14 protein-coding genes are annotated in these 13,177 nt (G+C 53.7%); 11 read left to right on the top strand and 3 right to left on the bottom strand.

Annotated elements, in window-relative coordinates; translation table 11 throughout:
- Positions 1 to 53 precede the first annotated feature (53 nt).
- The 11 genes from fliI (at position 54) to ACT6RZ_RS07905 (ending at position 9,105) form a co-directional block, all read left to right on the top strand.
- Complete coding sequence (gene fliI / locus ACT6RZ_RS07855) at positions 54 to 1,586, top strand: flagellar protein export ATPase FliI (RefSeq protein WP_444701568.1); 1,533 nt, start codon at positions 54 to 56, stop codon at positions 1,584 to 1,586.
- Between the two features lie 9 nt (positions 1,587 to 1,595).
- A complete protein-coding gene (gene fliJ, locus ACT6RZ_RS07860) occupies positions 1,596 to 2,042 on the top strand; it encodes a flagellar export protein FliJ (RefSeq protein WP_444701569.1) in 447 nt (148 codons plus the stop codon).
- Between the two features lie 24 nt (positions 2,043 to 2,066).
- On the top strand, positions 2,067 to 3,434 hold the full coding sequence (locus tag ACT6RZ_RS07865) for a flagellar hook-length control protein FliK (protein ID WP_444701570.1): 1,368 nt from the start codon (positions 2,067 to 2,069) through the stop codon (positions 3,432 to 3,434).
- A gap of 163 nt (positions 3,435 to 3,597) precedes the next feature.
- Positions 3,598 to 4,164: a flagellar basal body-associated FliL family protein gene (locus tag ACT6RZ_RS07870; RefSeq protein ID WP_444701571.1), complete on the top strand. Its 567-nt coding sequence runs from the start codon at positions 3,598 to 3,600 to the stop codon at positions 4,162 to 4,164.
- A gap of 53 nt (positions 4,165 to 4,217) precedes the next feature.
- Complete coding sequence (gene fliM, locus ACT6RZ_RS07875) at positions 4,218 to 5,219, top strand: flagellar motor switch protein FliM (RefSeq protein WP_444701572.1); 1,002 nt, start codon at positions 4,218 to 4,220, stop codon at positions 5,217 to 5,219.
- A complete protein-coding gene (gene fliN, locus ACT6RZ_RS07880; RefSeq protein ID WP_444701573.1) occupies positions 5,219 to 5,707 on the top strand; it encodes a flagellar motor switch protein FliN in 489 nt (162 codons plus the stop codon). Before fliM ends, fliN begins: the two co-directional genes overlap by 1 nt.
- A gap of 11 nt (positions 5,708 to 5,718) precedes the next feature.
- Positions 5,719 to 6,198, top strand: a complete 480-nt coding sequence (gene fliO / locus ACT6RZ_RS07885; RefSeq protein WP_444701574.1) for a flagellar biosynthetic protein FliO — start codon at positions 5,719 to 5,721, stop codon at positions 6,196 to 6,198.
- Positions 6,199 to 6,305: 107 nt separating this feature from the next.
- Complete coding sequence (gene fliP / locus ACT6RZ_RS07890; protein ID WP_444701575.1) at positions 6,306 to 7,070, top strand: flagellar type III secretion system pore protein FliP; 765 nt, start codon at positions 6,306 to 6,308, stop codon at positions 7,068 to 7,070.
- A 45-nt stretch (positions 7,071 to 7,115) separates the two neighbouring features.
- Entirely contained in the window at positions 7,116 to 7,385 is a 270-nt protein-coding gene (gene fliQ / locus ACT6RZ_RS07895) for a flagellar biosynthesis protein FliQ (protein WP_444701576.1), read from the top strand.
- Positions 7,386 to 7,435: 50 nt separating this feature from the next.
- The gene (fliR, locus tag ACT6RZ_RS07900) at positions 7,436 to 8,203 is read left to right on the top strand and encodes a flagellar biosynthetic protein FliR (RefSeq protein ID WP_444701577.1); all 768 of its coding nucleotides are present in this window, start codon (positions 7,436 to 7,438) and stop codon (positions 8,201 to 8,203) included.
- Between the two features lie 308 nt (positions 8,204 to 8,511).
- Positions 8,512 to 9,105: a PEP-CTERM sorting domain-containing protein gene (locus tag ACT6RZ_RS07905; protein WP_444701578.1), complete on the top strand. Its 594-nt coding sequence runs from the start codon at positions 8,512 to 8,514 to the stop codon at positions 9,103 to 9,105.
- Positions 9,106 to 9,176: 71 nt separating this feature from the next.
- Here ACT6RZ_RS07905 and flgL read toward each other — a convergent pair whose 3' ends face one another.
- From flgL to flgJ, 3 genes are all read right to left on the bottom strand, one after another.
- Positions 9,177 to 10,097, bottom strand: coding sequence for a flagellar hook-associated protein FlgL (flgL, locus tag ACT6RZ_RS07910; RefSeq protein WP_444701579.1), 921 nt, complete (start codon positions 10,095 to 10,097; stop codon positions 9,177 to 9,179).
- Positions 10,098 to 10,118: 21 nt separating this feature from the next.
- Positions 10,119 to 11,798, bottom strand: a complete 1,680-nt coding sequence (flgK, locus tag ACT6RZ_RS07915) for a flagellar hook-associated protein FlgK (RefSeq protein ID WP_444701580.1) — start codon at positions 11,796 to 11,798, stop codon at positions 10,119 to 10,121.
- A gap of 311 nt (positions 11,799 to 12,109) precedes the next feature.
- Entirely contained in the window at positions 12,110 to 13,171 is a 1,062-nt protein-coding gene (flgJ, locus tag ACT6RZ_RS07920; RefSeq protein ID WP_444701581.1) for a flagellar assembly peptidoglycan hydrolase FlgJ, read from the bottom strand.
- Positions 13,172 to 13,177: the final 6 nt, after the last annotated feature.

A 13,177-nucleotide genomic window follows, 5' to 3' on the forward strand; every position in this document is an offset into this window, starting at 1 on the left:
ACACGCATACTAGCCACCCCTGATGTTGTTCCGCGATGAGAGTTATATAGAACATGACGACTGCACACGATGCTGACATGCAATCCGAGATCCCCGCTGTACAGGCTGACACTGCAGAAGCCCAGCCAGCCTCGCCTGAGGCGCCGGCACTGAACGAAACCCCGCAAACCAATACCGCCAACGCCGCCCCGGATAATATCCACAGCCAGCGCTGGCAAAGCTATCTGAAAGATTGCCGCGAGATCATCAACCTGGTCGAGCCGCTGGAAGTCGCCGGACGTATCATCAAAGTCACTGGCCTGGTCATGGTCGCCACCGGCATCAAGATGCCTATAGGCGGCGCCTGTTATATCCCCTTGCAGGATGGTGGCCGCGTTGAAGCCGAAGTAGTCGGCTTTGATGGCGAAAACCTGCTGTTGATGCCGCAAACGGCAGTTGAAGGTGTGGTGCCTGGCGCCAAAGTATTTAGCATGGATGTGACCGATACGCTGCCTAAACCGCAGTTCGGCCGTCCACCCCGTCGCCGTGCGCAAGACCGCGCCCGCCACTTTCCTGTCGGTGATGGCCTGCTGGGTCGTGTCGTTGATGCCGCCGGCATCCCGCTGGATGGTCTGGGACCTATAGCCACCGATATCACCGCGCCTCTGAGTGGCCGTGTGATCAACCCGCTGATGCGGGCGCCCATCGAAGAAACCATGGATGTCGGTGTGCGCGCCATTAACGCCATGCTGACAGTCGGGCGTGGACAGCGCCTGGGCCTGTTTGCCGGTTCCGGCGTCGGTAAGAGTGTGTTGCTGGGCATGATGGCCCGCTATACCACCGCCGATGTGATCGTGGTCGGCCTGATCGGTGAGCGTGGCCGTGAAGTACAGGAGTTTATCGAACAGATATTAGGCCCTGAAGGCCTGGCCCGCTCAGTGGTGGTGGCTGCCCCGGCCGATGTGTCGGCATTGATGCGCCTGCAGGGTGCCAGTTATGCGACCACCATTGCCGAACGTTTTCGCCAGCAGGGCAAAAACGTGTTGCTGATCATGGATTCACTGACACGTTATGCCATGGCCCAGCGTGAGATCGCATTGGCCATCGGTGAGCCACCGGCCACCAAAGGCTATCCACCTTCTGTATTCGCCAAATTACCGGCGCTGGTCGAACGCACCGGCAACGGCGCACGCGGCGAAGGCTCTATCACCGCTTTCTACACCGTGCTGACCGAAGGTGACGACCAGCAGGACCCGATCGCCGATTCTGCCCGCGCCATTCTCGATGGCCACATCGTGCTCAACCGCACGCTGGCTGAGAGCGGACATTACCCGGCCATCGATATCGAACAGTCTATCAGCCGCGCCATGCACAACATCACCAGCAGCGAGCACCAGCAGCAGGCGCGCTTGCTCAAGCAGCTGTATTCGCGTTATCTGCGTAACCAGGATCTGATCGCCGTTGGCGCCTATCAGGCCGGTGCAGACCCCATGCTGGATGTGGCGATCAAAAAGCGTGACCAGATCAATGACTTTCTACAGCAGGATATACACGAGTGTGCGGATATGCAGTTCAGCCTGCAGCATCTGGCGCAAGTGGTGTCTTAAGCCGCAGCCATGTCCAGACAATCGACACAGACATTGACCCTGCTCAGCCAGCTGGCTGGCGATGAGGTGGAAGCCGCCATGCAGGCCCTGGCGCAGGCGATGAAGCAGCTGGAACAAGGCCAGCAGCAGAAATCATTGCTGGGGCAATATCAGCAGGAGTACGAGCAACAGTGGCAAAACGTGGTACAAAAAGGGCTCAAAGCAGATTTATACCGCAATTTTCAGGGCTTTTTCTCGCAATTGGAAACGGCGGTACAGAGTCAAAATGCTCAAATCGAACAATTACAGTCAGTGGTCCAGCACCGGCAACAGCTGCTGCAGGAAAAACAGCGTAAACAAAAGTCGTATGAAGTGCTGATATCGCGTGCAAACACCCTGCATGAGAAAGTCGAGCGCAAGCGTGATCAGAAAATGATGGATGAGTTTGCCAGCCGTGCCAGGCGCACGACTCTATAACCTTGCATCGTAAGGGAGAATACAATGGCATTTTTAAATTCTGCAAGCTTATTGAATCTGGGTGCGGCGGACGCAGCGAAAAAGGCATCCGGCAATACACCAGTGCAGGAGAGTCAGGCGAATCAGTCGGATGAATTTGCGCAGGCTTTACGCAAGCAGCTGCAGCAGCAGGCCAATAAGCCTGCCAGCAACCCTGCCACGCCTGCCGTTGCCAAGAACAACCCGCCGGTGAAAGAGACCATGCATGCGCAATCTGCACAAGAGTCTGCCAAACTGGCCAAAAAAGATACCCCTAAAGAACAGACTGTCGCTAAAGAGCCAGCCAAAACCGGCGCTACCAAGGCTGATGACAAAAACGCCACTAGTGACAAGGCTGTGGTGGCAAAAGACAGCGTAGACCAAGAGGCAGCCAGCACAGAGACCGTTGCCGCCCTGAACGAGCCACCGATAGATAAAAAACGCCTGACCACCGACCTGGAAGCGACCGATCCGGCTGCGGCGGGCCTGACACCCTGGATGCAGACCATGCTGGCGATGCGCCAGCCTGCAGAACAGACTGGGGTCAGAGACCAGACCGCGTTAACCAGTGTTGGGGACGAGGCGACGTTACAACCCACCGAGCTGCAACTGGATACAGCCGCTACCGCTGTAACTGTGCCGGCTGATAATAGCGCGGCCACCAGTGTGGCTGCAGAAATCAGCCCGCAAACTAAAACAGCAGGCACTGAGTTGCCTGCGGCTGACAGACCTGCACAATTCTCTGAAACCCTGGACATCGCCAAATCGGTCGCCGAGGCAGTACGCGAAACGGTGGCCGCTGATAAAGCGGTCGACAGGGCAGGTAATATCGATATGCAGTTTGAAACCGCGAACACCGTCACCCAGCCCGCGGCACAGGCTTTGCCTAACAGCCCCTGGTTAAGTGCGGCTGGCGTGGCGCAAACTTCAAATGTGCTGATGTCACAAGTGGCGACCCCGTTTGGCAACGAACGCTGGCAGACCGCCATGAACCAGCATGTGCTTAATATGGTTGGCAGTGGCGACGATGTGGCAAGCCTCACTTTGTCACCGCCCGATCTGGGGCCTATCCAGGTAGTGTTGAAAGTGGACAACCAGTCAGTGAACACCAGTTTTATCACCGATAACCCTTTGGTACGCCAGGCACTTGAAGATGGCATGCAGGATTTGCGTGACCGCATGCAGTCACAAGGCCTGGAACTGGGTAACACCTTTGTTGGCAATGGCCAGCAGGCAGAACAGCATTTTGAACAGCAATCCGCCAGAGGCAACGGCAGGGTGGCTGAGGCAGGCGCAGACACTGAATCCGCTACAGCGCCACAGACCGCAGTGAAAACCAGAGTCGCACGCGGCCTGGTCGATACTTTTGCCTGATCACTCGCATCAGACAGGCGCGCCAGTCTGAGGGCTGGCGCTGCACAAAGTCTGATTAAGCACCGATTTCTGCCTTTTATTCAGCGATCCCTCCCGCCCGGCCATGGGCATAATGTCACAAACTCTCACGCTATTTTGAAGTACACATGAAAGGTTTTGTGCAATGGCTCAAGAACCCGCTAAGGCGGAAGCTGCAGTAGCAGCCCCCAAGTCCAAAAAGAAATTAATCGTCATTCTGGCAGTGGTACTGGCATTGGCCGCTGTAGGTGGCGGTGCTGCATTCTTTTTGATGCAGAAAAAGGAAGATGCCCATCACGCCAAAGCTAAACCTGCCCACGAGGGTGAAGAAGCCGAAGCAGATGGCGGCGAGCATGAAGAAGAAGCCGAGGCTGAAGGCCATGCCGACCCTAAAACCGCGTTGACTTATGTGCCATTTGAAACATTTACCGTGAATCTGTTGCCTGACCCTGATGACAAGTTTTTGCAGCTGGACCTGACCGTAGAAGTAAAAGGTGCCGAGCTGGCCGAGAAATTCAAAACGCAGATGCCGGTATTACGTAACCGCGTACTGTTATTGCTGACCAGCAAGAAGGCCACCGATATTTCAACACCAGAAGGCAAAACGCAATTAAGCGCGGAGCTGCTGGCAGAATTGAAAAAACCGTTAACCGCCAGTGGCAAGCCACTCAAGGTGACGCAGGTATTGTTTACTTCTTTTGTGATCCAGTAAGTAAGCCATTGTTTTTAATGAGCAGTTTAAGCCCAGTTTTATAGCGAGTAACCATGTCAGCTGACAAGTTTCTATCACAGGATGAAATTGACGCGCTCCTCAAAGGTGTTGAGGGCGATGACGATAGTGACGCGTCGGATAAAGACGAGGCCAGTGTACGTAACTACAACCTGGCGACGCAGGAACGCATCGTGCGTGGCCGCATGGCGACGCTGGAGATCATCAATGAACGCTTCGCCCGTCTGTTGCGCGTTGAGTTGTTCAACTTTTTGCGCCGCACGGTTGAGGTGTCGGTAGGCCCGGTCAGGATCATCAAGTACACCGATTTTATCCGTAACCTGGTGGTGCCCACCAATTTAAACCTGATCCACATGAGTCCGTTGCGTGGTACCGGCGTCATGGTGCTGGACCCAACACTGGTGTTTCTGGTGGTCGACAATATGTTTGGTGGCGATGGCCGCTTTCATACCCGGGTAGAGGGCCGCGATTTTACCCAGACCGAGCAGCGCATCATTCAGCGTATCCTGACCCTGATGTTTGATTCTTATGCCAAAGCCTGGGCACCGGTCTACCCGGTGCAGTTTGAATACCTGCGCTCGGAAATGAATACCCAGTTCGCCAATATTGCGACGCCTAACGAAGTGGTGGTGGCGATCACTTTTAATATCGAGCTGGGGCCGAATAGCGGCGAAATGCATTTCTGCGTGCCGTATTCCATGGTCGAACCGATCAAGGATCTGCTGACTTCACCATTGCAGGGCGAAAACCTGGGTGGTGACAAGCGTTGGGTCAAAATGATGACACAACAGATACAGGCGGCAGAAGTAGAGATAGTCGCCAACCTGGCGACGCGCCGGATGACGGTGGCAGATTTACTGGAACTGAAAGCAGGCGATGTGATACCTATCAATATCAGTGACACCATTGAAGGACAGATAGACAATATCCCGGTGATGGAATGCCGTTATGGGGTATTTAACGGGCAATACGCCCTCAAGGTTGAAAAATTAATTCGCGCTGACGGTAGTCAAGAGCAATTGCAAGGAGAGTCATAATGGCTATGGATCCCGCCACTGGTAACAGTGCTGATGATGAAATGGAAGCGGCGATGGCTGCGATGGGTGTGTCTGATAGCGGTGATGTGCAAACCATCGCCGAAGATGACTGGGGTGCGGCACTGGCTGAGCAGACGCAGGCCGAGTCTTCAGCGCTGCAGGAGCAGACCAGCAAGACTGCCGTGTTTAACGAATTCAGTGCCAACAATAAACTGGAAGGCACGCAGAATGATATTGATTTCATCCTGGATATCCCGGTACAGCTGACGGTAGAGCTCGGTCGCACCAAGATCTCGATCAAGAACCTGCTGCAACTGGCACAAGGCTCGGTGGTTGAGCTGGATGGCATGGCCGGCGAACCTATGGATGTACTGGTCAATGGTTGCCTAATCGCACAGGGTGAGGTGGTGGTGGTGAATGACAAGTTTGGTATCCGCCTGACCGATATCATCACCCCGGCCGAACGTATCCGTAAACTGAACCGTTGATCTTGCAAAACATGAAGCATTACAAGTCATTAGCATACGCTGCACTCGGTTTATGGCCGGCAGCCGTTTTTTCGGCTGAAGCGGTGCAAGCAGCGACAGCAGCCCCTTCTGCCAGCGATAGCCTGGGTCGCATGGTCTTTGGCACTGTCGTCGTCTTGCTGGTGATCGCCGCCATCGCCTGGGTATTAAGGCGGGTCTTGCCAGGGCAGGGGTTGTCTCACTCAGGCGTGATCAAGCAGGTGGGCGGTGTCCAGCTCGGGCCACGCGAGCGGGTAGTCGTGCTGGAAGTAGCCGGGCGCTGGCTGGTGGTTGGCGTAGGCCAAGGGCAAATGACCGCACTTGGCGAAGTCACGCCTTTGTCCAACGAGCCGGTCGCGCAAAATCAAGCGCATGCGGCAGCCGGTTCGCCGGTCGATGCGCAGGCTTCATTTGCCGTGCGCCTGCAACAGGCCATGCAACACACGGTCAAATCCTTCAAAAACAAGCCTTGAGTCGCTTAGTTCCAGCCTTTGAAATAGCTTAGGCCGGCGTACACTGTCTGCATCTTTTGAATCATGCCAGGTAATGGCGGCATGACTTAACTCCGGGTGTGCTGATCATGCGTGTAATCTCTGTATTGAAATTCATTTTATTCCCCTTGCTGCTGGGCCTGGTCTGGCTGTGGCCGGCACATTCCTGGGCAGCAGAAGGCTTATCCATAGGTTCAGTCACGCCAGCGGCGGGCGGCGGCCAGGATTACACACTCAGCCTGCAAACCCTGATCCTGCTCACTTCGCTGACCTTTATTCCGGCCGCGATCCTGATGATGACAGGCTTCACCCGCATTGTGATCGTGCTGTCTTTACTGCGCCAGGCGCTGGGCACACAGTCTGCACCGTCTAACCAGGTGCTGATCGGGCTGGCCCTGTTCATTACTTTTTTCGTCATGGGCCCGGTGTTCGACAAGATTTATGTCGATGCCTACCAGCCCTTGTCCGAGAGCAAGATCACCATGCAGGAGGCGCTGGATAGAGGCGCTTTGCCGCTCAAAGGCTTTATGCTCAAGCAGACCCGCGAGAACGACCTGGCCATGTTTGCCAATATGGCGCATACCCAGGCCATCAACACGCCGGAAGAAGTGCCGTTGCGCATCCTGGTGCCTGCGTTCATGACCAGTGAATTGAAGACCGCTTTCCAGATCGGCTTTGCCATCTATATCCCTTTTCTGATCATAGACATGGTGGTGGCCAGTATCCTGATGGCCATGGGTATGATGATGGTTTCGCCGGCGATCGTGTCCCTGCCTTTTAAACTGATGCTGTTTGTGCTGGTAGACGGCTGGCAGCTGATCCTGGGGTCACTGGCCCAAAGTTTTGTCATGTAATGACGCGGTATAGCGCGGTCATCGATTGAGATCAAAGGAGTAACCATGAGTCCTGAACAAGTATTAACCATAGGCAGTGAAGCCATGCAGACCACACTGATGGTGGCAGCACCTATTCTCGGCACCGCGCTAGCGATAGGTCTGGTGGTCAGCATTTTCCAGGCGGCGACCCAGATCAACGAACAGACCCTGTCGTTTATTCCCAAGCTGGTGGGTGTGATGGCCATGCTATTGCTGGCTGGCCACTGGATGCTGATGACATTGGTGGATTATATGCACCATGTATTCAGCATGATCCCGCAACTGGTCAATTAAGCCTTTCATTGCTTTAAGTACCGCGTTTTTAGCCGCCCCCGAATCACATCATGCTGACCGTCCATGCTTCTGACCTGCAACAATGGATAGTGCAGCTGCTATGGCCTTTGACCCGCATCCTGGCCTGTATCGCAGTGGTGCCGCTGTTCAGCCATCCTTCTATCCCCAACCGCATGAAGCTGGGCATAGGTTTCGTGATCACGCTGGCTATCCTGCCTTCTATAAAAGTGCCGGCCATAGACGTCATGTCCTGGCAGGGCCTGATGTCATTGCTGGCACAGATGCTGATAGGCATCAGCATGGGTTTTGTCATGCGGCTGATGTTCACTGCCGTCGAGATGGCAGGTTTTATGATGGGCATGAGCATGGGGCTGGGTTTTGCCAGCTTTTATGATCCGCAATCCGAAGGGCAGACCATGGCGGTGGCGCAGTTTCTGACCATGTTGACGCTGATGGTATTCATGAGCCTGGACGGGCATCTGATAGTGGTGGCAGTGATGTTGCAGAGTTTTGAAACCATGCCCATCCTGCTTGAGCACTGGCAACTGAATAGCCAGGTGATCGCCGAACTAGGCGGGCATATCTTTTCACAAGGCCTGTTATTGTCATTGCCGGTGGTGGCCAGCTTGCTGATCACCAACATGGCACTGGGCATACTGACCAAAGCCGCGCCGCAGTTCAATATCTTTGGTATCGGTTTCCCGATCACGATCTCTGTCGGTCTGGTGATGACCTTGCTCACACTGCCGTCACTGGTCAGCCCGGTGAACCGCTGGCTGATAGATGCGCAGCAACTGATGCTGCAAGTGATACGCTGACATTGCTGCCGCCCCTGTAAAACCCACACTTTCTTACGACCACCCAAGCTATTGTTTCAGCAGGATTTTACCCGCCTGAGTGGCGTCATTGCTCAAGCTTGTGACCTGCCTGCATGGCGATGCCGCGACTAGTCAATTCGGGTACTAGCAAATAGATATAATGTATGTCAATATGCTTAATCTGCCAGGCATTAGTCCGTTTCGGCAATCGCTCAGTTTAGAATGGGGCACCTGTCAGATTCGCCAGCGATGCGTTTTCAATACCAACGCTGGTACTTCACTATGAAGCACTTTTTCGGGGAGATGTGATGAAAGTTCTTTCAAGCTTGATTTTGGCTGCCTCTATCAATGCCATTGGCATTGGTTCAGCTTCAGCAGCAGTCGTTTTTTCTGATGATTTTGAGTCTTACAGCGCAGCAATACCATCCGCCAGTAGTTTTGGTGGTTGGAATGTCACCGGTGGTACAGTGGATATCATAGGGGATACTCCTTATGATTTTTTCCCCAGCTACGGTAAATACATTGATTTAGACGGCTCTAACTCTAGTCCTGGCCTATTGTCTACCAATGCTATTTTCGCAGCGGGCACTTATGTGATCAAGTTTGATCTGGCCGGCAGTCAAAGAGGCGATTCAAATCTTGTGACCGTGAACTTTGGTGGCCAGTCATGGCAATATACCTTGGCAAGTACTGACGCGTTCCAGCAGTTTTCTCAAACCGTTTCCTTTGCATCAGCGACTAATACAGCACTCTCATTTCAAAATGGTGGTGGTGATAACATAGGTGCATTACTGGATAACGTCAGTGTTGCATTAGTACCAGAACCAAGTACTTATGGCATGATGTTTGGCGGCTTGATCATGGTTGCCGGTCTGGTAGCCAGGAAATCCAGAAACGTTTAAGTCAGGTAACAAGCAGCAAGTAAAAAAGACCCGCAAGGGTCTTTTTTATTGGGTCTAAGTGTGACTGGCTATTAAATGAAGGCGAACAGGGAGAGCTGCGAGGTCTGTACATATGACTTTTGCGCGGCTTCCAGAATGGTACTTCTCTTGGATAAGTCTGACAGTGCCTCGGTGTAATCCAGGTCTTGCAGTTTTGAGATGGAAGCGGTGTATTGCAGGTCCATGTCGCTGCCCGTCACATCCAGGGTGTCGATCTCATTCAGTTTGCTGCCCAGGTCTGCACGTACATTCAATACCTGGTCGAGCACTCCCTGGACTTTGGTGATGGTATCTGCCAGCCCGTCACTGAAAGTTTTTTGCGTGGTGGCATCGGTAATAGGTGTTTTTAACAGACCTATCATATCTTTCAAGTTGGCAAACAGGTCGTTGCCGTTGGCCTGAAATAACTCGCTACCACTGTAGGTGACAGGCATCTGGCGCTGTACATCCACTTGCAGCGCGCGTTTGGCGGTGTCGCCCTGAAAATCCATGTCACCTGTCACTGTATTCAGCACGAATGGCACTGTGTCGGTCTTGTGGCCGGAATACATATAATTGCCCTGTGCATCCTTGGTATTCGCCAGGCCGATCAGGCTATCCAGGCGGCCTTGCAGTTCACTGGCGATATTCTGGCGTTGCTCGTCGCTATAGGCGCCATTGCCGGCTGCGACTAAAGAAGCTTGCGCGTCCAGGATCACGTTGGTGATACTGGTCATATTGGTTTCGTAGGTTTCCAGTGTTGTTTTAGCCACATTGCGCGTGGCAGCATAGGTGCTATTCAGGTTCTGCGAATTGGTCAGTTCGAGAATACGCGCGGCGGCGACCGGGTCATCTGCCGGACTACGCACTTTCTTGCCCGAAGAGATCTGCTCGTTGAGTTTGCTGAGGTCGTTCTGCAGATCCATCAGGCGATTGGTGCCGGTCTGGTATATGGTATTGGTGCTGATTCTCATGATTCATTATCCTTCAGAATATTACTGGCCAAGCTGCAACAGCACATCAAACAACTGGCTGGCGATTTGCATCATTTTGCCAGCGGCCTGGTAGGCTTGCTGGTAGCGCAGCAGGTTGGCGGCTTCTTCATCAATATTGACGCCGGATTCAGACTGCATGGCGCTGGTAGCCCCTTCAAGCGCAGAAGCATCTGCCTTGCTGGTGACCATCATCTCGTTGGTTTTGGTGCCGACTGCGCTGACCATCAGGGCAAACGCCTGCGCATAGGAGCGATTGGCATTGCTGCCCAGCAAACGCACGCTGGCGGCATCCTGCAGTTTGGCCAGGCGCAAACCGTTGGTATTGTCACCGGCACCTTTAAAGGCGACCACGTTGCCATTGGCATCTACGCGTTCGGCCAGTGCCAGTTTTTCAACATCGTCAAATGCCAGTGTGATCTTGCTCGCCGCACCCTGGGTCGGGCGTATCATGTACTCGTCACCTTCAACCGGTGTCGTTGTATTGACATTGAATTCAATGCCATCGACAGTCACAGGCAAGGTCGCGCTACTGGTCACCACTTTATCGCTATTGCGGATGATATTGTACTGACCACCGGTGTATTTCAGCGTGTAGTCGCTACTGGTCAGCTGCTGCGACTGCCCAGGCACAAAAGTCGCGGTGGCCAGCTTGGATTTATCTACGTTATTGGTACTGCTGGTCGTTTGCGGTTGCGGGATGTTGAACATGGCCACCCCGGCATTGCCGTTCAGGTCGTAACCATTTTGCTGCATCTCGTTAAACTGTGTCGCCAGCGTGATCGCCAGTTGGCCGATCTGGTTCTGTACCGTATCCAGCGTCTCATTCCTGAATGCCAGGATACCGCCCAGTGCACCGCCAGCCAGGGTAGAGCTGTCTATGATCTTGGGTGTGTTTTTATCGCCATAAGCGATCTCAAGCCGGTTGGGCGAGGTATAGCTGGATTGCGCATACAGCGGATAGGTATCGTCACCGACCACCAGCGGCATGCCGTTGCCTATGAACACATCGTAGTTGCCATTGCTCTGCTTGACCACCGTTGTTTTGACCTGCTCACTGAGCTTGGTCAACAACAGGTCACGCTGGTCCATCAGATCGTTAGGCGGGTTGCCGGTGGTACTCATCGCCTTGTCTATCACCAGGTTCAGTTGCGAGATCTGGGTAGCATAGCTGTTGATGGTATTCACGCTGGCTGTGACCTGTGTATTCAGGCTTTGGCGGATATCATCGAGGCGGTTGTTGACGGCTGAAAAACGATTCAGCAGCGAGTTTGCCGATGACAGCACCGTTTGCCGCGTGGCGACATCAGTCGGGTTGGCTGCTGCCGCACTGACCGCACTGAAGAACTTGGTCATGACCGGGCTTAAACCGGCATTAGAGTCGGAAAGTAAGTTGTTGATCTCGTTGATGCTGTTGTAATAAGCGCTGCTGGCACTGCTGGTAGAGGTGGTATTCAGTACTTGTTTGGCCAGCGTGTCGTTATAGACGCGGTTGATGCCGGTAATGTCCGTGCCCTGGCCGACAAAGCCGTAACCAAAGTTCTGCGCTTGTGACGCCGCCTGCACGATCACCTGCCGCGTATAACCCGGGGTGGACGCGTTAGCGATGTTGTGCCCGGTGGTGGAGATCCCGATCTGGGCTGCGTTTAAAGCACTTTTGCCGATATTTAATATGTTGGACATACGTGAAAGCCCTCATGTGTCTAGGTCCTGCAGAACGGTCGACACGAATGTAAAGTTACAATTAGTTAGCCTAACGGCAGTTTTTTCAAATTCTTTAGGAAACAAGCAATAAATGTCTGCGCGAGCGAATTGCTGCGTTGCGCGCTACTCGTAGCCTCGCCGTATACTCATACTGTGGTTACGGCCGCTACGCTTAACATCGCTACGCGAGTTAGCCTGCACCGCAACACTTCGTTAGTTGTCTCGGCTCCTGCGTTGCGTGCGCCTTGCACTTCATCTCGCTCGATCAATTATTGCGTGTTTCCTTTATACTAACTTTGCAGATTCTTGATCACCTGGGTCAGTTTTTTGCCGTATTGCGGGTCAGTGGCGTAGCCTGCACGTTGCAGCGCATGGGCATAGGCACTGGCATCGTGGGTATTGTTCATGGCTTGTTCATAGCGCGGATTCTGCGAGATCAGTTTGGCATAATCTTTAAAGGCTTCGCTGTAACTGTCATAGGCACGGAATTTCTCCACCCTGGTTTCCTTAACGCCATTGACGTACTCAGTGGTGACACTATTGGCGACCTTGCCTTTCCAGCTGGCATCGGCCTTGATACCAAACAGGTTGTGGCTATTGGCACCGTTGCTGGTCTTGATCTCGTGTTTACCCCAGCCGCTTTCGAGTGCTGCCTGGCCTACCATGAATTTAGCCGGGATGCCGGAACCACTGCTGGCAGCCTGCGCATGCGGCAACATACGTTGTATGAATTGCTGGGTCTTGTTGGCGACTTCACGCATGGCGTTGACCAATGGTGCTTGTGGCACCACCAGGTTCTGCACGTTTTGCTGTGCGTCTTCTATCAATGGAGGCAATTCCTGTATGCCACGCGCCCAGGCGGTGTCGTCATCTGTTTTGCCGGTGTCTGCTGTAGTGGCGTCCCATTGCTGGTAGGCTTCGCGTATCTTCTGTGCGGCCTGTATCAAGACGGCTTTGCCTGAAGAAGGGTTGCTCGAAGACAGGCCATTCACCAGGTTGTTTTTAGTTTCATGCAATTGGGTCTTGGTCTTGTCAGCCTCTTCAGCCGGTTTGGGGCTGAACTTGCTCAATTGCCTGACCAGTACTTCGGTCAGGCCCATGCCTTTCTGGCTGAGTTGTGTAGTCAGCTGCTGGTCCAGCATGCCCATGAACATCTTGCTTTGTTCGTTATCGGTGATGCCATCCTGCGGCACGGTGTCACGCATGCTTTTCAGCATCATGTTCATCAGCACGCCTTCAAACTGGCGCGCGACGGCACGTATGGCTTCAGGAGAATCGCTCTTGGCGTTCTTGAGGCCGTTTAGCGCGCTGCCATCAATGGCCAGGCTGTTGGGATCGACACGTGGTTGCATGGCGAT

This window comes from Methylophilus sp. (assembly GCF_052437885.1).
Classification (GTDB): domain Bacteria; phylum Pseudomonadota; class Gammaproteobacteria; order Burkholderiales; family Methylophilaceae; genus Methylophilus.

What these genes read in the sequence shown, in the direction of transcription:
- fliI (WP_444701568.1), top strand. Translation starts at nt 54, where the DNA reads ATGACGACTGCACACGATGCTGACATGCAATCCGAGATCCCCGCTGTA.
- fliJ (WP_444701569.1), top strand. Translation starts at nt 1,596, where the DNA reads ATGTCCAGACAATCGACACAGACATTGACCCTGCTCAGCCAGCTGGCT.
- ACT6RZ_RS07865 (WP_444701570.1), top strand. Translation starts at nt 2,067, where the DNA reads ATGGCATTTTTAAATTCTGCAAGCTTATTGAATCTGGGTGCGGCGGAC.
- ACT6RZ_RS07870 (WP_444701571.1), top strand. Translation starts at nt 3,598, where the DNA reads ATGGCTCAAGAACCCGCTAAGGCGGAAGCTGCAGTAGCAGCCCCCAAG.
- fliM (WP_444701572.1), top strand. Translation starts at nt 4,218, where the DNA reads ATGTCAGCTGACAAGTTTCTATCACAGGATGAAATTGACGCGCTCCTC.
- fliN (WP_444701573.1), top strand. Translation starts at nt 5,219, where the DNA reads ATGGCTATGGATCCCGCCACTGGTAACAGTGCTGATGATGAAATGGAA.
- fliO (WP_444701574.1), top strand. Translation starts at nt 5,719, where the DNA reads ATGAAGCATTACAAGTCATTAGCATACGCTGCACTCGGTTTATGGCCG.
- fliP (WP_444701575.1), top strand. Translation starts at nt 6,306, where the DNA reads ATGCGTGTAATCTCTGTATTGAAATTCATTTTATTCCCCTTGCTGCTG.
- fliQ (WP_444701576.1), top strand. Translation starts at nt 7,116, where the DNA reads ATGAGTCCTGAACAAGTATTAACCATAGGCAGTGAAGCCATGCAGACC.
- fliR (WP_444701577.1), top strand. Translation starts at nt 7,436, where the DNA reads ATGCTGACCGTCCATGCTTCTGACCTGCAACAATGGATAGTGCAGCTG.
- ACT6RZ_RS07905 (WP_444701578.1), top strand. Translation starts at nt 8,512, where the DNA reads ATGAAAGTTCTTTCAAGCTTGATTTTGGCTGCCTCTATCAATGCCATT.
- flgL (WP_444701579.1), bottom strand. Translation starts at nt 10,097, where the DNA reads ATGAGAATCAGCACCAATACCATATACCAGACCGGCACCAATCGCCTG.
- flgK (WP_444701580.1), bottom strand. Translation starts at nt 11,798, where the DNA reads ATGTCCAACATATTAAATATCGGCAAAAGTGCTTTAAACGCAGCCCAG.
- flgJ (WP_444701581.1), bottom strand. Translation starts at nt 13,171, where the DNA reads ATGCAACCACGTGTCGATCCCAACAGCCTGGCCATTGATGGCAGCGCG.